Here is a 19,721-nt window from a genome sequence, read left to right as displayed (position 1 = left end):
CCTACTCTATCGGGAGTGAATGAACATGACAGTCAAGGTTGCCATCAACGGTTTCGGCCGCATCGGCCGCAACGTCCTCCGCGCCATCGTCGAATCCGGCCGCACCGACATCGAAGTCGTCGCCATCAACGACCTCGGCCCCGTCGAGACCAACGCCCACCTGCTGCGCTACGATTCGATCCACGGCCGTTTCCCCGCAGCCGTCAAGGTCGAGGGTGACACGATCATTGTCGGCAACGGCAAGCCGATCAAGGTCACTGCCATCAAGGATCCGGCTACGCTTCCGCACCGCGAACTCGGCGTCGACATCGCCATGGAATGCACCGGCATCTTCACCGCGCGTGACAAGGCCGCCGCCCATCTGACGGCCGGCGCCAAGCGCGTCATCGTCTCGGCTCCTGCCGACGGCGCAGACCTGACGGTCGTCTTCGGCGTCAACCATGACCAGCTCACCAAGGAGCACCTGGTCATCTCCAACGCTTCCTGCACCACCAACTGCCTGGTGCCGGTCGTTAAGGTTCTCGACGACGCCGTCGGCATCGACCACGGCTTCATGACGACCATCCACTCCTACACCGGCGACCAGCCGACGCTCGACACGATGCACAAGGACCTGTATCGCGCCCGCGCCGCCGCCCTTTCCATGATCCCGACATCGACGGGCGCCGCCAAGGCCGTGGGCCTCGTTCTGCCGCATCTGAAGGGCAAGCTCGACGGTACCTCGATCCGCGTTCCGACCCCGAACGTTTCCGTCGTCGACTTCAAGTTCGTCGCCAAGAAGGCGACCAGCGTTGGCGAAATCAACGAAGCCATCAAGGCTGCTGCAGACGGCAAGCTCAAGGGCATCCTCGGCTACACCGACGAGCCGCTCGTCTCCCGTGACTTCAACCACGACAGCCACTCCTCGATCTTCGCAACCGATCAGACCAAGGTCATGGAAGGCAACTTCGTGCGCGTGCTCTCCTGGTACGACAACGAGTGGGGCTTCTCCAGCCGCATGTCCGACACGGCAGTCGCTTTCGCCAAGCTCATCTGAGGGCCTGACCACTGAATATCACAAGCGGCCCGGGAAACCGGGCCGTTTTGTTATAGGCGATCGAAACCGGTCGCGGCATCGTTGATACCCCCGGAACCGCATCGACACCCGGGGAGATGAAGAGGAATAGATGGATTACTTTACCGTTGAAATCGCCAGCCGTGCCGTCGCCAGCTTTCGCGCAAAAAACGATGAGGAAGCGACGCACTTCTTCGAGGCGGAAGATTTTCGCGACGACCTGACCATCCTCGAGTCCGAAGGCAAACCCCTATGGGACCGCAAGGCGACGCTCAGCCTGCGCAAGGCGACCGCTGAGGAAGCAAGCGAAGTCGAGCACGCCTATGAATTCGACGATGATCCCGAAAGAACCATCGACGACGAGTTCGTCGTTTTCCTGGTCCCGGTCGAGGATCTGACCGACGGGGGCGAGGACACCGAAGACTGACAGTCGATCTGCGTCGGTCTTCCGGTTTTGAAAGTCATCTCGAAGCGACAGGTTCGGGGCGGCCGCAAGGATGGAATCACGGTTGGCAATCCGCTGGCCAAGCGTGATAGATTGAGAAAATGCACAGCGCTGCACAATGGCTGAGATGATCCAGGCGGAGGTGATAAATGGCAGAGGCACAAAAACGCTTGTCCCACACCACCCTCAAGCGGCGGCAACGGTTTCACCCCAAGCGGGACGTCAAACCGGCCGTGTTGGCAAAGGCTAATCGCCTGGTCATCTCGGTTGCCGCCTTCATCGGTCTTGCGTTTCTCGCCGTCATCATCCTTCAGGCAGTGCTGGGATAGCGGAGCAACGGCCTGCTACATCAGGCACAACGCTGCAGTCAGCTCCATCGCTGGGCAGACGTCGGCCTGGCTTTCCTGCCTGATATCGAAAAATCTCCGCGTTCATTTCCTCGCGAACGGGCCTGCGTGGAGGAACCTGTCTTATCCTGTTGCGGTCGACAGATACCGTCAGGAAAAATCAATCTTCCTGTCTTTCGCCCTGCTCTCGCCTGATTTTCCTATACATTCTTTATAGAGAATTTCTCCCGTAGCATTCCACGTCGGCGGCCGTCCGGCAGCCGTTCAGCAGCATGATGCAGCATCGCGACGAGGTTAAGCCGCAAGGCCTACCCTTCTCTGTCGTTTTGCCGTTTACTGATGGATCGTCACGTGTGGCGGAGGGGTTGAGATAAGGCGGATCGGCCCGGGGCGGCTATATTCGCGAAGCAGTCGATGGAAAGGGGTGGGCATGGAAGCGTTCTACATCGTGGTGCTGGTCTCGACGGCGCTCGTGCTTCTTGCCGCTTTTTCGAGCCTGCTCGCTTTCCGCTTCGGCGCCCCCTTGCTGTTGCTCTTCCTGATGATCGGCCTTGCCGCCGGCGTTGATGGCCTTGGCATCGAGTTCAGCAACAACTACCTCGCCTACATCCTCGGCTCCATCGCGCTCGCCGTCATCCTGTTCGATTCCGGCTTCGGCACGCCGATGCAGGCCTTCCGGCTCGCGGCCGTGCCCTCACTCGCGCTCGCCTCGATCGGTGTGCTCATCACCGCCTCGCTCTTTGCCTTCGCCGCCATGTGGCTTTTGAACTTCACCTGGCTGGAAGGCCTGCTGCTCGGGTCTATCGTGGCGTCGACCGATGCCGCGGCCGTCTTCTTCCTGCTGCGCATCGGCGGCATCAATATCCGCGACAAGGTGCGTTCGACCTTGGAAGTCGAATCCGGCACCAATGACCCGATGGCGATCTTCCTCACCATCGCCCTGGTCGAGGTACTGGCAAGCGGTGAACGTTACGCCGGCATCAATATCGGCATGCTCGCCATGTTCGTGCAGCAGATGGGCCTCGGCGTCATTCTCGGCCTGCTCGGCGGTATGATGATCGTGCTGATCGTCAGCAGGCTCGATACCGATCGCGGCCTGACGCCGATCTTCGTGCTGGCGCTCGCCCTCCTCGTCTTCTCCTTCACCGGTGCGGTCGGCGGCAGCGGCTTCCTCGCGGTCTACGTCGCCGGCATCTATGCCGGAAACCGCAAGATGCAGGCGATCGGCACCATCAAGCGCTTCCAGGACGGCATGACCTGGCTGGCGCAGATCATCATGTTCCTGGTGCTCGGCCTGCTCGCCACGCCGTCGCAATTTCCGGTCATCATCGTGCCCGCCATCCTGCTTGCCCTCTTCCTGATCTTCGTCGCCCGGCCGCTGGCCGTCTGGCTGTCGCTGCTTCCCTTCGATTACACGCAGCAGGAAATCGGCTTCGTCGCCTGGGTCGGCCTGCGCGGCGCGGTCTCCATCCTGCTTGCGATCATGCCGATCCTCGGCAAGCTGGAAAACGGTCAGATCTATTTCAATACCGCTTTCATCATCGTGCTGGTCTCGCTGCTCGTCCAGGGCTGGACGATCAAGCCGGTCGCCAAGAAACTCGGCCTGATCATTCCGCCGCGCATCGGCGCCGTCGACAAGGTCGAAGTCGACCTGCCTGGAGCCGCCAACCATGAGCTGCTCTCCTACCGCGTCATCAAGGACAGCCCGGTGCTGCGCGGCGAGCGCATTCCGCGCTGGGCGACGCCCTCGCTCGTCATCCGTGACGGCAAATCGATGCGCTACCAATATGCCGGGCGACTGCGAGAGAACGATCTCGTCTACCTCTTCATCGTGCCGAGCTATTCCCGCCTGCTCGACCGGCTCTTTGCCAGCCGCGCGCCTGTCGATGAGGACGATGCCGAATTCTTCGGGGCCTTCGCGCTCTCCCCCGCCCGCCCCGCCGCCGATCTCGACGCGGCCTATGGCCCGGGGCTTCTCAACGAATCCGAAAAGGGACTGACGATTGCCGAACTGATGCGGCAGCGCCTCGGCGGCAAGGCCGATTATGCCGACCGCGTCCGCCTCGGCTCGATCATCCTCATCGTCCGCGATCTCGACGAGCACGATCATGTCAGCTCCGTCGGCATGTCGCTGGAGGCTGTGGAGCCGGCGATCACGCTGCCGATCTTCATCAATCTGAAGGATATCATCCAGCGCGTCCGCGACCGGCTGAAAGGACGCCGGAACCGCGAAACCGCCGCCCCTGAAAGCGCACAGAAAGCGCCGGCCGGACGCGACGAGGCCACACACGAAAACGGCCGTTGAGCGCCTTGCGTCTCAGATGATCCTTGCTATGGTCGGCGCGACTTCCGCCAACCAAGACTGGATCCTCCCCATGCCTTCTTTCAAGACCCTCGACGATCTCACTGACATCAGCGGCAAGCGCGTTCTCGTCCGCGTCGACCTCAATGTGCCGGTCAAGGATGGCAAGGTCACCGATACGACGCGTATCGAGCGTGTGGCGCCGACGATCCTCGAACTGTCCAAAAAGGGTGCCAAGGTCATCCTGCTTGCCCATTTCGGCCGGCCGAAGGACGGCCCGTCGTCGGATCTGTCGCTGTCGCTGATCGCCCCTTCCGTCGAGCAAGTGCTTGATCACGCCGTGCTGACGGCCGGCGATTGCATCGGCGAGGCCGCCACCTCCGCCGTCGCGGCGATGAATGACGGCGATATCCTGCTTCTGGAAAACACCCGCTTCCACAAGGGCGAGGAAAAGAACGATCCCGATTTCATCAAGGCGCTCGCCGTCAACGGCGACATCTATGTCAACGACGCCTTCTCCGCCGCCCACCGCGCCCATGCCTCGACCGAAGGCCTTGCCCATCACCTGCCGGCCCATGCCGGCCGCACCATGCAGGCGGAGCTGGAGGCGCTGGAAAAGGGCCTCGGCGATCCGGCCCGCCCGGTCGTTGCGATCGTCGGCGGCGCCAAGGTTTCGACCAAAATCGACCTCCTGATGAACCTGGTGAAGAAGGTCGATGCGCTCGTCATCGGCGGCGGCATGGCCAATACGTTCATCGCAGCCCGCGGCACCAATGTCGGCAAGTCGCTCTGCGAACATGACCTCGCCCAAACCGCCAAGCAGATCATGATCGAGGCCGCGACATCAGGCTGCGCCATCATTCTGCCGGAAGACGGCGTCGTCGCCCGCGAGTTCAAGGCCGGTGCCGCCAACGAGACCGTCGACATCAACGCCATTCCGGCCGATGCCATGGTGCTCGACGTCGGCCCGAAATCCGTCGAGGCCATCAAGGCCTGGATCGAGCGCGCCTCGACGCTCGTCTGGAACGGTCCGCTCGGCGCCTTTGAGATCGAACCCTTCGACGCCGCAACGGTTGCGGCCGCGAAATACGCCGCCGAGCGCACCGCGGCCGGCAAGCTCACCTCCGTTGCCGGCGGCGGCGATACCGTCTCGGCGCTGAACCATGCCGGCGTTGCCGACGAGTTCACCTATGTCTCGACCGCCGGCGGCGCCTTCCTGGAATGGATGGAAGGCAAGGAGCTCCCCGGCGTCGCAGTCCTTAACGCCGGCAGATAATCCGAACCCGATTCGACAGGTATTACATGTGGATAGACCGCGGGTGGCAAGCAGCCTCCCGCGGTCTTTTGCTCAAGAGCTGGTAAAAATCCCATTTTTTCAAACGATTGAATTGATTTCAATCGTTTCAATGACTTAGCCTTCCATTTTCCTCTCTATAAACTTCTGTTATCGCCGTCCTATATTCGTAAACTGCTGATGTTTAATGCTGTGGAGAGAACGAGATGAGCGAACGACTGGAAGACATTGCAGTGCAGATGGTTGCAGGCGGCCGGGGACTGCTTGCGGCTGATGAATCGACGTCCACCATCAAGAAGCGTTTCGACACGATCAATCTCGAATCGACCGAAACCAGCCGTCGCGACTACCGCGAGATGCTCTTCCGCTCAGACGAGGCGATGAAGAAATATATCTCCGGCGTCATCCTCTATGAAGAGACGCTTTTCCAGAAGGCTGTGGACGGCACGCCCTTCGTCGACATCATCCGAGCCGCCGGTTCCATTCCCGGCATCAAGGTCGATATCGGTGCCAAGCCGATGGCGAAATATCCCGGTGAAACCATCACCGAAGGCCTCGATGGTCTCGGCGATCGCCTTGCCCGATATTATGAGGCCGGTGCCCGCTTCGCCAAGTGGCGCGGCGTTATCGCCATTTCGTCGACGCTGCCGACCCGCGGTTCGGTCCGCGCCAACGCTCAGGCGCTCGCCCGTTATGCTGCACTCTGCCAGGAAGCCAAGATCGTTCCGATCGTCGAGCCGGAATGCCTGATGGACGGCAAGCCGGGCGACCATGATATCGCCCGCTGCGCCGAAGTGACCGAATCCACGCTGCGCATCGTTTTCGAGGAACTGGCCGATGCCCGCGTCAGCCTCGAAGGCATGATCCTGAAGCCGAACATGGTGATCGACGGCAAGAACGCCCGCAAGGCCTCGGTCGCGGAAGTTGCCGAGCGTACGGTCAAGGTGTTGAAGGCTACCGTTCCGTCAGCGGTTCCCGGCATCGCCTTCCTCTCCGGCGGCCAGACGACCGAAGAAGCGACCGCCCACCTTTCTGCCATCAACTCCACGGCCGATCTGCCCTGGCTCGTCACCTTCTCCTACGGCCGCGCCCTGCAGGATAGCGCACTCAAGGCCTGGAACGGCAAGCAGGAAAATGTCGCCGCCGGACAGCGCGAATTCACCCACCGCGCCGAGATGAACAGTCTCGCCGCCAAGGGCAGCTGGAAAAAGGACCTGGAAAAGGCCGCCTGATCCTTCGCGCTTGAGATTTGGGCAGGACGCGGCAAACGCAGCGTCCTGCCCTTTCTGTTTCTCTCATTGTCTCGGCGACAAGAAACGGCTTCGTCCGGTGAAAAATCGTGATTATTCATAGCGGCCCGCTGCAACAGGAGCCGCTATGCACACCATTTCCTACGTCACCGTCGATGTCTTCACCTCCACGCGTTTCGAGGGCAATCCGCTTGCCGTCATCTCCGATGCGCGCGGTCTCACCGATGCGGCGATGCAGAAGATCGCCACCGAGTTCAACTATTCCGAAGTCACCTTCGTCCTGCCGCCAGAAGATCCTGAGAATACCGCCCGCGTGCGCATCTTCACCCCGACGATGGAAATACCCTTCGCCGGCCATCCGAATGTCGGCACGGCTTACGTGCTCGGCCAGCGGGCGGAGATCTTCGGCAAGCCGGTCGGCGATAGGCTACGCTTCGAGGAAAAGGCCGGCATCGTCGAGGTCAGCCTGAAACGCAGTGGCGGAAGCGTTACGGCAGCAGCCATCCGCGCGCCGGAGCCGCTGTCGATCGGCGATACCATCACCACGGAAACCATCGCCCGCTGTGTCACGCTCGATCCCGGCGTCATCGTCACAAGTACCCACGCCCCGGTCTTTGCCTCGGTCGGCCTGAACTTTGCCGTCGCCGAGTTGAACGGACTCGACGCCTTGGCCGCCGCCCGTCCGAATCTTGCCGGATTCCAGGCAGCCGCCGGCCGCCAGACGACGAGCGGCCACGACTTCTCACTCTTCCTCTATGTCAAGACATCCGAAAATCCGTGGAATATCCGCGCCCGCATGTTCGCGCCGCTGGACAACGTGCCTGAGGATCCGGCGACCGGTAGCGCTTCGGCCGCACTTTCCGCCTATCTCGTCTCGCTGGCACCGGACGCCGACAGGAATATCCGCGTCACCATTGAACAGGGCGTCGAAATGGGCCGCCGCAGCATCATCGCCGTCGATGTTATGAAATCCGGTGGTATCGTCACCGACGTCGTCATCTCCGGAAGCTGCGTGCCTGTCATGCGCGGAGAAATCGTGCTGCAGGACTGATCGCAAATCGGGCGACCCACCCTCTCTACATCAGGAAATCGCGCGAAAGCAGCGCCAATGCCCAGATCGCGAAAGCGATCAGCGCGATCTTCCAGAAATCCATCCGCCGCCTGAGGCCGGGAAGCCCGAGCGGCTTGATCACCTGTATCGCCATGGCAAGGATGAGCAGCAAGGCTATCAGCTTTGTCATGCTTTATTTTTTCCGTTTTTCGGAATGTCACAGGACGGACATTTTTCCGCGCGAACAAGAGGATCTCTACACGCCGTAAAGACATTCCGGGGCACAATCAATCATCTCGAGGCTGGGCTGACGCAGCTCTTGCCTTATGTCCACGTCAAATCGCTGAAGACCGAGTCTGGGGAAATGAAGAGAAATCTGCTGTCCGTCGCCGCGCTGCTCTTTGGCACGCTGTTCCTGTTCATGGGCAACGGCCTGCAGGGCATCCTGCTTCCCGTGCGCGGCAACCTCGAAGGCTACGCCACGACGACGCTCGGCCTGCTCGGCACCTCATGGGCCGGGGGCTTCGTCATCGGCTGCCTGGTGGCGCCGAAACTGGTACGCCGCGTCGGCCATGTTAGAGCTTTCTCGGGCTTCATCTCGATCATCGCCATCATCGCGCTGGTCAGCGGCATTATCATCCATCCGGTCTGGTGGGTGGTCCTGCGCGCGGTGACCGGCTTCTCCACCGCCGGCACCTCGATGATCATCGAAAGCTGGCTGAACGAGCGCGCCAGCAACGAGAGCCGCGGCGCGATCTTCTCGCTCTATATCGGCATCACCCTGCTCGGCGTCGTCGGCGGCCAGATGATGATCCCGCTGGAAGACGTGCGTACGCCGGTGCTCTTCATGATCTGCGGCATCTTCTATTGCATCGCCATGCTGCCGACGACGCTGTCGACCGCCGCTTCGCCGCAGCCGCTGAAGGCGGTGCGCCTCGACCTGCCAGCGCTCTATCGCAACTCGCCGGTTTCCTGCCTCGGCATCCTGCTTGTCGGCATCGCCAATGGGGCCTACGGCACGCTCGGCGCCGTCTTCGGCGCCGGCGCCGGCCTTTCCGACACCAGCATCGCCATCATGATGAGCGCCACCATCTTCGCCGGCGCGCTGATGCAGTTGCCGGCCGGCCGGCTTTCTGATCGCATCGACCGGCGCTATGTGCTCGCTGCAATGTCGGCGATCGCAGCCGTTGCCGGTTTGCTGATCTTCCTGCTTCACCCGACGTCCCCTGCCCTGTTGATCGGGCTCGTCGTCCTTTACGGCGCTGTGGCCAATACGCTCTACCCGATCGCCGTCGCCCACGCGAACGACTTCGCCGCGGCGGAGGATTTCGTCAAGGTCTCCGGCGGCCTGCTGCTGCTCTACGGCATCGGCACGGTGATCGGCCCGACAATCGGCGGTCCCGTCATGTCGGCGATCACTCCGCATGCGCTTTTCCTCGTCACCGCTATCGCCCACGTGCTGATCACGGGTTACGCCATCATCAGAAGCCGCATCCGCGCCGCCGTCCCGGCAAGCGACCGGGAGGCCTATACGACGATCCCGACCGGCACCTCGCCGATGCTGACGCCGCAAAGCATGTCGCTCGCCGACCGCGGCGCCGGCAAACCTTCTGAAACGGGGAAGGCTCCCGAAAGCGGCGATCCTGCTGTAAAGTTCGGCTGAACTTTAGAGCCTTTCCGGGTTAGATTGAAGCATTCTGCCGGAGCAGGTTTTCGTCAGGGCAAAGGCGATTGGCGAAGGGCATACCCCAGGTACGTCCGAGCCGATCGCCTTTGATCCTGGCGGAAAGATGCCCGGCCCTTCGGGTTGGCTGAAACGGGCCGCCTGATCGATCGGCCGGCTTGGCCGTAGAGCTGGGCTACGACGCGCGCCGGCCGGTCGACCATCCGACTCCGTTTGAGCCAACAGAATGCTACAATCTAACCCGGAAAGGCTCTAAACGGAGGACGAACCATGAGCTTCATCGATGACGACCGGCCGCAGAAGAAGGCGGTCCATGAGATCGGCGCCGATCTCTCCATGCTTTCGGTGGATGAGCTGAAGGCGCGGGTAGAATTGCTGAAAGCCGAGATCGCCCGCCTCGAGGCCGAGGCCACCCGCAAGGCCTCCGGGCGGCAGGCGGCGGAGAGCTTCTTCCGCTCCTGATCTGCCGAAACATTGAAAAACAAGGCTCTAGGCGGGAAAATGAGGCCGCCTCAAGTCTTGATCCGGCACAATGTTAATAAAATATTAAGCTTTATAAGGTATTACTGTACTCATCCAGATTTTCTCTGGATCTCAGACAGTTTTCCATGCGGTGAATTGGTCTGATTTTTCTCCCTGTTTTACCTTGAGAGCCGCTTTTGCGGCTCTTCTTTTTACTTGCAGCCGGCGTACTTCCACGAAACTGTGGAGATTAACCCTTTCTTAAGAAACGGCTTGCGCATTTGCGCTAATGATACCATCTTAAAGCCATAAAACCCGGGCTTGGAAACTTTTCCGTGGGGGCCGGCGTTACCTGATAATAAAGTAGCTGCGTGCAACAGGGACTATTGCGATGTCGGAAGTTGGATTGAACACGATCAGTTTTGCAGGCCGCGCGGCTGCATCCTCGCAGTTCAAGGCGCTCTATGCGGAAGGCATGTCGCTGGTCGAAGAGACCGCAGCCTATCTCGACGGCCAGGGCCGCGCCGCCTCCAAGGTTCTGCCGCGGATGGCCTCGGTTCTCTACGCGGCGGAATCGATGCGCCTCACCACCCGCCTCATGCAGATGGCCTCCTGGCTGCTGCTGCAGCGCGCGGTCAACAACGGCGAAATGTCCCGCGATCAGGTGCTGGCCGAGAAGAACAAGGTTCGCCTCGACGGCTTCAACGTCGATCGCGCCGCACCCGGCTGGGGCGACCTGCCGGAATCCTTCCGTGACCTCGTCGAACGTTCGCTGCGCCTGCAGAACCGTATCGCGCTGCTCGACCGTGAAATCTACCGGCCGTCCGAAGCCGTGATCGTTCATGACAACCAGAACAGCGTCCAGGCTCAGCTTTCCCTGCTGCAGACCGCTTTCGGCAACAACTGATCCGAACGTTAGAGAGTTCTAGATGAACCGGCTGCGACCCGCGCAGCCGGTTTTTTCTTTGCTGACGAAAGCAGCAGGCATCCCGCAAACGCAAAAAAGCCCGGCAGAACCGGGCTCTCTTCGAATTCCGTCGAGCAGAAGCGATTAGAGGCCGAGGCCGCCGAAACGCTTGTTGAACTTGGAGACGCGGCCACCGCGGTCCATGAGCTGCTGGTTGCCGCCGGTCCAGGCCGGATGCGACTTGGAATCGATTTCGAGGTTCATGACAGCGCCTTCCGAACCCCAGGTCGAGCGGGTTTCGTATTCGGTGCCATCGGTCATGACCACCTTGATCACGTGATAGTCGGGATGGATGCCTGCCTTCATAACAATCTTCCTGCGATACCGGAGTTCAATTTGCCGCATGCAGTTGCGGCCAACGAACCGATTGAATAAATGAAGCCGCAGTCAGATGGCTACGGCTTCCCATTAGGATGCCGTGCCTATACATGAAGGACGCCGGGATAACAAGAGCCAACAGGCCGCATTGCGCGGGTCCTGAGGGTGATCGGAGACGATTTGGCAGAGCAGGTACGGGGTGAGGAAAACAAAAGGCGGTCGCTGCGGCCGCTCGGCAGGCTGACGCCCTACGTCATGCGTTATCGCGCCTTGGTGGCCGGCGCGCTGATATCGCTGGCGCTCGCCGCCATCACCTCGCTGGCGCTGCCGCTGGCGGTGCGCCGCATGATCGATCACGGCTTCACCCATTCCGACGGCCGTTTCATCAACAGCTACTTCGCCATGCTGATGGTCATGGCGGTGGTCCTCGCGATCGCAAGCGCGCTGCGCTATTATTTCGTCATCACCATCGGCGAACGCATCGTCGCCGATCTTCGCCGCGACGTCTTTGCCCACGTGACGCGGCTGTCGCCCTCCTTCTTCGACGTCAATCAATCCGGCGAGATCGTCTCGCGGCTGACCGCCGATACGACGCAGATCAAATCCGCTGTCGGCGCCACAGCGTCTGTGGCGCTCAGGAACCTCATCCTTTGTCTCGGCGCCATGGGCATGATGATCGTCACCTCGCCGAAGCTTTCGAGCATTGTCATCGGAGCGATCCCGCTGATCGTCTTCCCGCTCGTCGCCTTCGGCCGCTCGGTGCGCAAGCGTTCGCGCGCCGCCCAGGATACACTCGCCGCGGCTTCCGCCTTTGCCAACGAAACGGTCGCCGCCACCCGCACCGTACAGGCCTTCAACGGCGAGGATGCCGCTGCGACACGCTACGGCACCGCCGTCGAATCCGCCTATGAGGCCGCCCGCGCCGCGATCCGCTCCCGCGCCCTCCTGACCGGGATCGCCATCACCCTGATCTTCGGCAGCGTCGTCGCCGTGCTCTGGGTCGGCGCCCACAGCGTGCTTGCCGGCACGCTTTCGGCCGGCACGCTCGGCCAGTTCCTGCTTTATGCCGTCATCTCAGCCGGATCGCTGGGCGCGCTATCGGAAGTCTGGGGCGAACTGTCGCAGGCAGCGGGTGCTGCCGACCGGCTGACCGAGCTTCTCGACGAAGTCTCGCCGATTGCAGCCCCGGCCTGCCCGCAGGCACTCCCTTCGCCTGGCCGCGGCCGCGTCGAATTTTCCGGCGTGCATTTCGCCTATCCCTCGCGCCCCGGCAAATCGGCGCTGCATGGCTTGAGCTTCGCGGTCGCGCCCGGCGAGACGGTCGCCATCGTCGGCCCTTCCGGCGCCGGCAAGAGCACCGTCTTCTCGCTGCTGCTGCGCTTCTACGATCCGCAGCAGGGCAGCGTGAAGATCGACGACGTCGACGCGCGGCTGACGACGCCGGACGAGTTGCGCCAGCGCATCGCCATCGTGCCGCAGGACGTCACCATCTTCGCCGCCTCGATCCACGACAACATCGCCTTCGGCCGCCCGGGCGCCTCGCGCGAGGAGGTCCGCGCCGCCGCCCTTGCGGCCCAGGCCGACGAATTCGTCGCCCGCCTGGACAAAGGCTACGAGACCGAAGTCGGCGAGCGCGGCGTGACGCTTTCCGGCGGCCAGCGTCAGCGCATCGCCATTGCCCGCGCCATCCTGAAGAACGCGCCCGTGCTGCTGCTCGACGAGGCGACCTCGGCGCTCGACGCCGAAAGCGAGACGCTGGTGCAGAAGGCGCTCGACGGCCTTGTGGACGGCCGCACGACGCTCGTCATTGCGCATCGGCTGGCAACCGTGCTTAAGGCCGACCGTATCCTCGTCATGGACCAGGGCCGTGTCGTCGAGGAGGGCCCGCACCAGAGCCTGATCCGCCAGGGCGGCATCTATGCTCGGCTGGCGCGGCTGCAATTCGATGCCGCCAACGAAGACGTGCTCGCTGCGGCGAAATAGAACGCACACGCCTACTCATCGTCAACGACTAAAGTCTGAGCTCGACCGCCCCTCCCTGCGGTTGTCTTTCCAGCCCCCCGCCCTAACCTCCTTATGCCCCGGGGTGGGGATATTGCTGCTGAAATCCTTGGGAGGAGATAGGAATGGCGCTTTCCGATATCACGCGACGCACGGGCCTTGCGCTCGCTCTCGGCCTGACTGCAACGCTCGGTCTCGGCGCGACGTCCGCCGCGGCGGATTTTCCGGATCGCCCGATCACCATGGTCGTGCCCTTTGCAGCTGGCGGCTCGACCGATGTCGTCGCCCGCATCATCGCGCAGAAGATGTCGGAGGATCTCGGCCAGCAGGTGATCGTCCAGAACGTCGCCGGCGCCGGCGGCAATCTCGGCGCCGGCAATGTCGCGCGTGCCGAACCTGACGGCTACACCATCCTGATGGGAACGGTCGCGACCCATGCGCTCAATCCGCTGATCCTCAAATCGACGCCCTATGATCCAGAGAAGGATTTCGCGCCGGTCTCGCTGCTCGTCGTCGTGCCGAACGTGCTGGTCGTCAATCCCGAGCTGCCGGCCAAGACGGTGCAGGAGCTGATCGCGCTCTTGAAGGCCGAGCCCGACAAATACAGCTACGCCTCGTCGGGCAACGGCACGCCGCTGCATCTTTCCGGCGAGTTGTTCAAGAGCATGGCCGGCGTCAGCATGCAGCACATCCCGTACAAGGGAGCCGGTCCGGCGCTGAACGACGTCATCGGCAACCAGGTGCCAATCATGTTCGACAACCTGCCCTCTTCGTCCGGCCACATCAAGGCGGGTACCCTGCGAGCGCTGGCGGTGACGACAGCCGAGCGCGCACCCTCCTTCCCCGACGTTCCCACGATCGCCGAGTCGGGCATACCAGGCTACGAGACCTATACGTGGAACGCGCTGTTTGCTCCGGCCAAGACGCCAAGCGAAGCGGTGACGCGCCTCAACGCCTCAGCCAGGAAAGCGCTCGCGGACCCGGCCGTTGCCGAGCGTATGAAGGAGTTCAGCGCCACCATCGTCGGCTCGACCCCGGAGGAACTCGCGGCCCACGTGAAGGCCGAGCTTGCCAAATGGGGACCGGTCGTCAGGGGCGCCAACATCCAGATGGAGTGATACCGGAGCACCGCTTTCATTCACTTGCGCCCAATGGAAGCGGTGACAATTGGACGCTAAGCAATCGAATTCTAATTAAGGCAGTGGAAAAGCTCGCCATTTTGATCTAGCCTCCACTAAGCTGATGGTTGCAATTCAGCGTTTCGGGAGACATCCATGTATAAATTCGAAGTTTATAAGGATAAGGCGGGCGAGTTCCGCTTCCGCTTCAAGGCATCGAATGGCGAAGCCATGTTCTCGTCCGAGGGCTACAAGGCGAAGGCCTCCGCCATGAGCGCCATCGAATCCATCAAGAAGAACACGCCCGGTGCCGAAGTCGTCGACCAGACGAAGGCCGAATCCTGATAGATCGGCAGGGGCGGCGTCAACGCCACCCCTGCTCTTTCGCGCCCCTGAGCAGCGCCGGTGCCCTTGAGCCCGCTTGCTCCTGATTTTCGGCGCCATTTTTTCTCTTTCGCATCTTTTTTGAAAGCCATGTCGAAACGACCCGTGGCCGCGCCTCATTGTATCGGAACGGCCCCGCCGCTCCGCCGGGCTTCGCAGCTTTCGGGCCATCCGTCCCCGATATCGACATGCCCGGATCAACGCCAACACGAGATCAGGAGTTTTCCATGCAATATGCCCTCATCATCCGCGAAGGCGCCGAGGATTTTGCCCGGCGCAGCGATCCTGCCTATCGCGACGGCTGGATCGCCTACAGCAAGGCGCTTGCCCAGGCAGGCATCATGACCGGCGGCGCCGGGCTGACCGGCCCGGAGACCGGCACGATCGTGCGCCGCAAAGGCGAGGACCATGATGTTCAGGACGGCCCCTATCCGGAGGGCAAGGAACTGCTCGGCGGCTTTTATCTGATCGAAGTTCCCGACATGGATACCGCGCTTGAATGGGCGACGCGTGTTCCGATCTCCGACAAGGGTTCGGTCGAGGTACGCCCGCGCCTGCAGATGTGAGGCGGCGATGCCACCCGATGCCGGACGCGCCGCCGAACAGGTGGCGCGTCAATCCTATGGCAAGCTGATCGCCTTTCTCGCCGCTCGCTCGCGCGACGTGCCGGCAGCTGAAGACGCATTGTCGGAAGCGCTGGCTTCGGCCCTTCGTGTCTGGCCCGAACGCGGCGTCCCGGGCAATCCGGAGGCCTGGCTGCTGGTCGCCGCACGCCGCAACCTCATGCAGGCCGCCCGCCACCGCACCGTCCAGGCCAACGCGCAAGCGACGCTATCGCTCGCCTTCGAGGAGGCCGAGGAACGCATGAACGAAGCCGGCAAATCCGTCTTTCCCGATGAGCGGCTGAAGCTGCTTTTCGCCTGCACCCATCCAGCCATCGACAGCTCGGTGCATACCCCGCTGATGCTGCAGACCGTCCTCGGCATCGAGGCGAAAACCATCGCCAGAGCCTTCGTTGTTTCACCGGAAGCCATGAGCCAGCGGCTGGTGCGGGCCAAGGTGAAGATCCGCGATGCCGGCATTCCCTTCGCCGTTCCCCCTCGCCCGGCCTTGTCAGGTCGGCTCGCCGCCGTTCTTTCGGCGATCTACGCCGCCTATGGCCTCGGCTGGGACGGTCTGGACGGCGAGGAAGAGCGCCATTCGCTCGCCGGTGAGGCGATCTGGCTCGGCCGCGCGCTTCTCGCCGTATTGCCCGACGAACCGGAAGCGATCGGCCTTCTCTCGCTGATGCTTCACTGTGAGGCCCGCCGCAGCGCCCGACGTGACGGCGACGGCCGATATGTACCGCTGGACGAACAGGACACGGCGATCTGGAACGCGATCATGATCGCCGAGGCCGATGCGCTGCTGCGCAAGGCTGGAGGTTTCGACCGTTTCGGCCCGTTCCAGTGCCAGGCGGCGATCCAGTCCGTGCATGCGGCGCGCAGGTTCCTGGGAACGACCGACTGGCAGGCGCTGACGACACTCTACGCCGCACTCGTGACGATGAAGCCGGCGCTCGGCGCGCGCGTCAGCCAGGCTGCGGTGATCGGCAGGGCGTTGAGTCCGGCCGCGGGTCTGGAGCAACTCGACAGGCTCGATCCGCGCGACATTGCCGCTTATCAGCCTTACTGGGCCGTGCGGGCCTTTCTTCTGGCGCGCGCTGGCGATGATACCGCCGCAGCCGATGCCTACATGGCAGCGATCGGCCTCAGCGACAGCCCCGCCGTACAAGATTTCCTCGCCGGCCGGCTGAAGGAAGTCCGGCAGAAGAGATCAGGCTGATCATTTCTCGGTCAGCTTCAGCTCGATACGGCGGTTGGTGGCGCGCGCATCCGGCGTCTCGCCCGGTGCGATCGGCTGGAACTCGCCGAAGCCGGCGGCAACGAGCCGGTCTGCCGGCACGCCCTGCGCGATCAGGAACTTGACGACCGAAATCGCGCGCGCCGAGGAAAGCTCCCAATTGTCGCGATAGCGGCCGGTTCCGGCGAGCGGCACATTGTCTGTATGGCCGTCGACGCGCAGCACCCAGTTGATCTCGGGGGGAATTTCCTTGGCCAGATCGAGAAGAGCTGCGGCAAGTTTCGCCATCTCCGTCTGCCCTTCCGGATTGAGGTCGGCGCCGCCCGAGGGAAACAGCACTTCCGACTGGAAGACGAACCGGTCGCCGACAATGCGGATATTCTCGCGGTCCGAGAGGATTTCGCGTAAGCGACCGAAGAAGTCGGAGCGGTAACGGTTCAACTCCTGCACGCGCGCTGCAAGCGCCACGTTGAGGCGGCTGCCGAGATCGGCGATCTTGGTCTGCGAGACCCGGTCTTTCTCTTCCGACGCCTGAAGCGCCGCTTCGACGGCGGCGATCTGGCTGCGAAGTGCCGCGATCTGCTGATTCAAGAGTTCGACCTGGCTGAGCGCCCGCTCGCTCACCTGTTTCTGCTCATCGAGCTCCTGAGTCATCGTGCCGATCCGCTTCTGCGCCGCGTCCTGGCCGCCCGAACCGGCGTTCAGCAGCGCCTGTAGCCGCGACCGCTCGCCTTCGGCATTGGAAAGCGACGCCTGCAGATTGGCGACCGAATCCTGGAGATCCTGGTTGCTGCCCTTTTCGAGCGCGAGAAGCTGCGTCAGCTCGTTGATCTGGCTGTTGAGCCGGTTCAGCACCTCGTCGCGGCCGGTGATTTCGCGGCTGAGAATGAACTGCCCGACGACGAAGACCGTCAGCAGAAACATGATCGAGATGAGCAGCGTCGACAAGGCATCGACGAAGCCCGGCCAGTAATCCACCGTGCGTTCGCGGCGGCGGTTGCGGGCAAGAGCCATGGCTTACTTGCCCTCGCTCTTCTCTGTCTGGCTTGCGCGGTCGCGCGCGCGCTCGCTCCTGTCGCCCCCACGTTCCTGCAGGCCGATGCGTTCCGCCAGCCGGTCAAGCGTGCGGCGCATCGCCTTCGCCTCGTCCTGTTGCGCCTCGATCCAGTCGCGCAGCATCTGCTGCTCGTTACGCATGTTCTTGACGAGCCCCTGAATGCCTTCGGCCAGGCTCGCCATGGCGGCGACGGAGCGCTGGGTGCCGACGCCACCCTCTTCCGAGACCTTGCGCAGATAATCGGAAAGCGCGCGCATATCTTCCGACGAGCCGGAAACGGCATCGAGGGCCGGCGCAAGATCGGAGCCGACATCAGTGACGGAGGAGAGCCAGTTTTCCAGCTCCATGTAGAAGCGGTTCTGCGCCCGGCCGGCCTGCAGGTCGAGGAAGCCGAGAATGAGCGAACCGGAAAGGCCGAGCAGCGAGGAGGAGAAGGCCTGGCCCATGCCCGAAAGCGGCGTGGAAAGCCCTTCCTTCAGCGCCGAGAGCACATCCCCCGTACCGTTCGAGCTGGCATCGAGCGACTGGATGACGATGCTGATCGAACCGATCGTGCCGATGAGGCCCCAGAAGGTGCCGAGCAGGCCGAGGAAGACAAGAAGGCCGATCAGGTAGCGCGAAACGTCGCGCGATTCGTCGAGGCGGGTGGCGATCGAATCGAGGATCGAGCGTAGCGCCGTCGTCGACAGCGCCACAGCGCTCTTGCGGCTGCCGATCAGCGCCCGCATCGGCGCAAGCAGCCGGGGATTGCGGTTGACCTTGTCGGCGCTACCGGCGGCGCGGAAGGAATTGAACCAGCGCACCTCGGGGCGAAGCGCCAGTACATGATTGAAAACAAGGATGATTCCGACCGCGAGAACGCCGAGGATCAGGCCATTGAGGCCCGGATTGTGCATGAAGGCAGTCTGTGTCTGCCGGAAGAGGATTGCGGCGATGAAACCGACGATAACCAGGAAAAGCAGCATCGTCCAGAGGAAGGGCATGGGGCTCGAAAGCCTGTAAGCATAACCACCGGGCGCCTTTTCGGTGGAGCCGATCTCCGCCACATTCACATTTTCCATAGGTTCAGCAGCCTCCGAACTCATTGCTGGCGGAGACTAGATCAACATTGTGCCGAATTGAAGTATGCCGGGGCGAAAACCGTGACTTTACAACAGCCGGTTTTCCGTTCCGTCACTTCGCGGGGATCGGTCGCTTGATGACCTCGATCAGCGCCTTGTGAATAGCTTCGTTGCCGGCGACGATCGCACCGCTCTCCAGAATGGCCGTCCCGCCGTCCCAATCGGTGGCGAAACCGCCGGCTTCGCGGATGAGCAGGATACCGGCCGCCATGTCCCAGGGCGCCAGTTCCGCTTCCCAGAAACCGTCGAAACGACCGGCAGCGACATAGGCGAGATCGAGCGTCGGCGAACCCAGGCGGCGGATGCCGGCCACTTCGCCCATCACGTGGCGAAGCTCTACCAGGAACTTGCCGTGATTGCGTTTGCCAAGCGCCGGCACGCCGCAGCCGACGACGCAATCGGACAGCACGCGGCGTGCAGCGACGCGCAGGCGCCGGTCGTTGAGGAAGGCGCCGCCGCCGCGTTCAGCGGTATAGAGTTCGTCGGTCGCCGGATTGAAAACGACGGCGGCGACGATCTCGCCGTTGCGTTCGAGTGCAACCGAAACGGCAAAGGCCGGGATGCCGTGGAGGAAGTTCGTCGTGCCGTCGAGCGGATCGACGATCCAGCGATGCGCACCGTCTGTGCCCTTGATCTCCTCGCTTTCCTCGCCGAGGAAGCCATAGGTCGGACGCGCCTTGAGCAGTTCCTCCCGAACGATCTTCTCAGCCTTGCGGTCAGCGGTGGAAACGAAATCGCCCGGCCCCTTCACGGAAACCTGCAGGTTCTGCACTTCGCCGAAATCACGCCCCAGCGATTTTCCTGCCTTGAGGGCAGCCTGAACCATGACATTGAGAAGAGCTGAACGGGCCATCTGCGCATTTTTCCTTGGGACTGATACGGGGCGCGCGCTGCCAGGGCGGGAAATGTCCCTGAACATGCAGACAGGCAGCGCTGCAAAGATTGGCGGCCTCAAGACCACAAAATCACGGAAATTTCAAGGGGAGGCGCGCATGGCTGCCTGGCGGCGCCGGAAATCGCTCGC

Annotated in this window: 20 protein-coding genes; 15 read left to right on the top strand and 5 right to left on the bottom strand. The window is 62.5% G+C overall.

Features of this window, described 5'->3' with window-relative positions; translation table 11 throughout:
• Window positions 1-25 precede the first annotated feature (25 nt).
• The 7 genes from gap (at window position 26) to EFQ99_RS20845 (ending at window position 7,743) form a co-directional block, all read left to right on the top strand.
• Entirely contained in the window at window positions 26-1,036 is a 1,011-nt protein-coding gene (gene gap, locus EFQ99_RS20875; protein ID WP_126923120.1) for a type I glyceraldehyde-3-phosphate dehydrogenase, read from the top strand.
• 130 nt (window positions 1,037-1,166) lie between these two features.
• Window positions 1,167-1,481, top strand: a complete 315-nt coding sequence (locus tag EFQ99_RS20870; protein ID WP_126923119.1) for a hypothetical protein — start codon at window positions 1,167-1,169, stop codon at window positions 1,479-1,481.
• A gap of 167 nt (window positions 1,482-1,648) precedes the next feature.
• A complete protein-coding gene (locus tag EFQ99_RS20865) occupies window positions 1,649-1,828 on the top strand; it encodes a hypothetical protein (protein ID WP_126923118.1) in 180 nt (59 codons plus the stop codon).
• A gap of 448 nt (window positions 1,829-2,276) precedes the next feature.
• Window positions 2,277-4,151, top strand: coding sequence for a potassium/proton antiporter (locus EFQ99_RS20860; protein WP_126923117.1), 1,875 nt, complete (start codon window positions 2,277-2,279; stop codon window positions 4,149-4,151).
• Between the two features lie 70 nt (window positions 4,152-4,221).
• Window positions 4,222-5,424: a phosphoglycerate kinase gene (locus EFQ99_RS20855; protein ID WP_208722796.1), complete on the top strand. Its 1,203-nt coding sequence runs from the start codon at window positions 4,222-4,224 to the stop codon at window positions 5,422-5,424.
• Between the two features lie 224 nt (window positions 5,425-5,648).
• Window positions 5,649-6,674, top strand: a complete 1,026-nt coding sequence (locus EFQ99_RS20850) for a class I fructose-bisphosphate aldolase (protein WP_126923115.1) — start codon at window positions 5,649-5,651, stop codon at window positions 6,672-6,674.
• 145 nt (window positions 6,675-6,819) lie between these two features.
• Window positions 6,820-7,743 carry a PhzF family phenazine biosynthesis protein gene (locus EFQ99_RS20845; protein WP_126923114.1) on the top strand — a complete coding sequence of 308 codons (924 nt, stop codon included), beginning with the start codon at window positions 6,820-6,822 and terminating at the stop codon, window positions 7,741-7,743.
• 25 nt (window positions 7,744-7,768) lie between these two features.
• Here EFQ99_RS20845 and EFQ99_RS35110 read toward each other — a convergent pair whose 3' ends face one another.
• Window positions 7,769-7,933, bottom strand: a complete 165-nt coding sequence (locus EFQ99_RS35110; protein WP_089152717.1) for a hypothetical protein — start codon at window positions 7,931-7,933, stop codon at window positions 7,769-7,771.
• Window positions 7,934-8,107: 174 nt separating this feature from the next.
• On the opposite strand from EFQ99_RS35110, the gene EFQ99_RS20840 reads away from it, so the two are divergent.
• The 3 genes from EFQ99_RS20840 to rcdA all read left to right on the top strand — a co-directional run bounded on the left by EFQ99_RS20840 (window position 8,108) and on the right by rcdA (window position 10,796).
• The gene (locus tag EFQ99_RS20840) at window positions 8,108-9,406 is read left to right on the top strand and encodes an MFS transporter (RefSeq protein WP_126923113.1); all 1,299 of its coding nucleotides are present in this window, start codon (window positions 8,108-8,110) and stop codon (window positions 9,404-9,406) included.
• Between the two features lie 291 nt (window positions 9,407-9,697).
• Window positions 9,698-9,889 (top strand): DUF1192 domain-containing protein, encoded by a 192-nt coding sequence (locus EFQ99_RS20825; protein WP_008533098.1) that lies wholly within the window; start codon window positions 9,698-9,700, stop codon window positions 9,887-9,889.
• Window positions 9,890-10,280: 391 nt separating this feature from the next.
• The gene (gene rcdA, locus EFQ99_RS20820) at window positions 10,281-10,796 is read left to right on the top strand and encodes a protease adaptor protein RcdA (protein WP_003542804.1); all 516 of its coding nucleotides are present in this window, start codon (window positions 10,281-10,283) and stop codon (window positions 10,794-10,796) included.
• Between the two features lie 144 nt (window positions 10,797-10,940).
• Here the strand turns inward: rcdA and rpmE are convergent, their stop codons facing one another.
• A complete protein-coding gene (gene rpmE, locus EFQ99_RS20815; RefSeq protein WP_008533100.1) occupies window positions 10,941-11,162 on the bottom strand; it encodes a 50S ribosomal protein L31 in 222 nt (73 codons plus the stop codon).
• 192 nt (window positions 11,163-11,354) lie between these two features.
• Here rpmE and EFQ99_RS20810 point away from each other — a divergent pair, with 192 nt between their 5' ends.
• The 5 genes from EFQ99_RS20810 to EFQ99_RS20790 all read left to right on the top strand — a co-directional run bounded on the left by EFQ99_RS20810 (window position 11,355) and on the right by EFQ99_RS20790 (window position 16,501).
• Entirely contained in the window at window positions 11,355-13,157 is a 1,803-nt protein-coding gene (locus tag EFQ99_RS20810) for an ABC transporter transmembrane domain-containing protein (RefSeq protein ID WP_126923112.1), read from the top strand.
• 143 nt (window positions 13,158-13,300) lie between these two features.
• On the top strand, window positions 13,301-14,293 hold the full coding sequence (locus tag EFQ99_RS20805) for a Bug family tripartite tricarboxylate transporter substrate binding protein (protein WP_126923111.1): 993 nt from the start codon (window positions 13,301-13,303) through the stop codon (window positions 14,291-14,293).
• Window positions 14,294-14,449: 156 nt separating this feature from the next.
• The gene (locus EFQ99_RS20800; RefSeq protein ID WP_027683183.1) at window positions 14,450-14,638 is read left to right on the top strand and encodes a YegP family protein; all 189 of its coding nucleotides are present in this window, start codon (window positions 14,450-14,452) and stop codon (window positions 14,636-14,638) included.
• 266 nt (window positions 14,639-14,904) lie between these two features.
• Window positions 14,905-15,243, top strand: coding sequence for a YciI family protein (locus EFQ99_RS20795; RefSeq protein ID WP_126827002.1), 339 nt, complete (start codon window positions 14,905-14,907; stop codon window positions 15,241-15,243).
• Window positions 15,244-15,250: 7 nt separating this feature from the next.
• Window positions 15,251-16,501, top strand: a complete 1,251-nt coding sequence (locus tag EFQ99_RS20790; RefSeq protein WP_126923110.1) for an RNA polymerase sigma factor — start codon at window positions 15,251-15,253, stop codon at window positions 16,499-16,501.
• Here EFQ99_RS20790 and EFQ99_RS20785 read toward each other — a convergent pair whose 3' ends face one another.
• From EFQ99_RS20785 to EFQ99_RS20775, 3 genes are all read right to left on the bottom strand, one after another.
• Window positions 16,502-17,533 (bottom strand): peptidoglycan -binding protein, encoded by a 1,032-nt coding sequence (locus EFQ99_RS20785; protein ID WP_126923109.1) that lies wholly within the window; start codon window positions 17,531-17,533, stop codon window positions 16,502-16,504. It lies immediately after the preceding gene.
• Window positions 17,534-17,536: 3 nt separating this feature from the next.
• Entirely contained in the window at window positions 17,537-18,637 is a 1,101-nt protein-coding gene (locus EFQ99_RS20780; RefSeq protein ID WP_126923108.1) for a flagellar motor protein MotA, read from the bottom strand.
• Window positions 18,638-18,749: 112 nt separating this feature from the next.
• Window positions 18,750-19,550 (bottom strand): inositol monophosphatase family protein, encoded by an 801-nt coding sequence (locus tag EFQ99_RS20775; protein ID WP_126923107.1) that lies wholly within the window; start codon window positions 19,548-19,550, stop codon window positions 18,750-18,752.
• Window positions 19,551-19,721: the final 171 nt, after the last annotated feature.

Origin of the sequence: Rhizobium vallis, assembly GCF_003985155.1 — a bacterium.
GTDB classification, from domain to species: Bacteria; Pseudomonadota; Alphaproteobacteria; order Rhizobiales; family Rhizobiaceae; genus Rhizobium; species Rhizobium vallis.
Note: the sequence above shows the minus strand (reverse complement) of the source record. Positions and strands in the feature narration are given on the sequence as shown.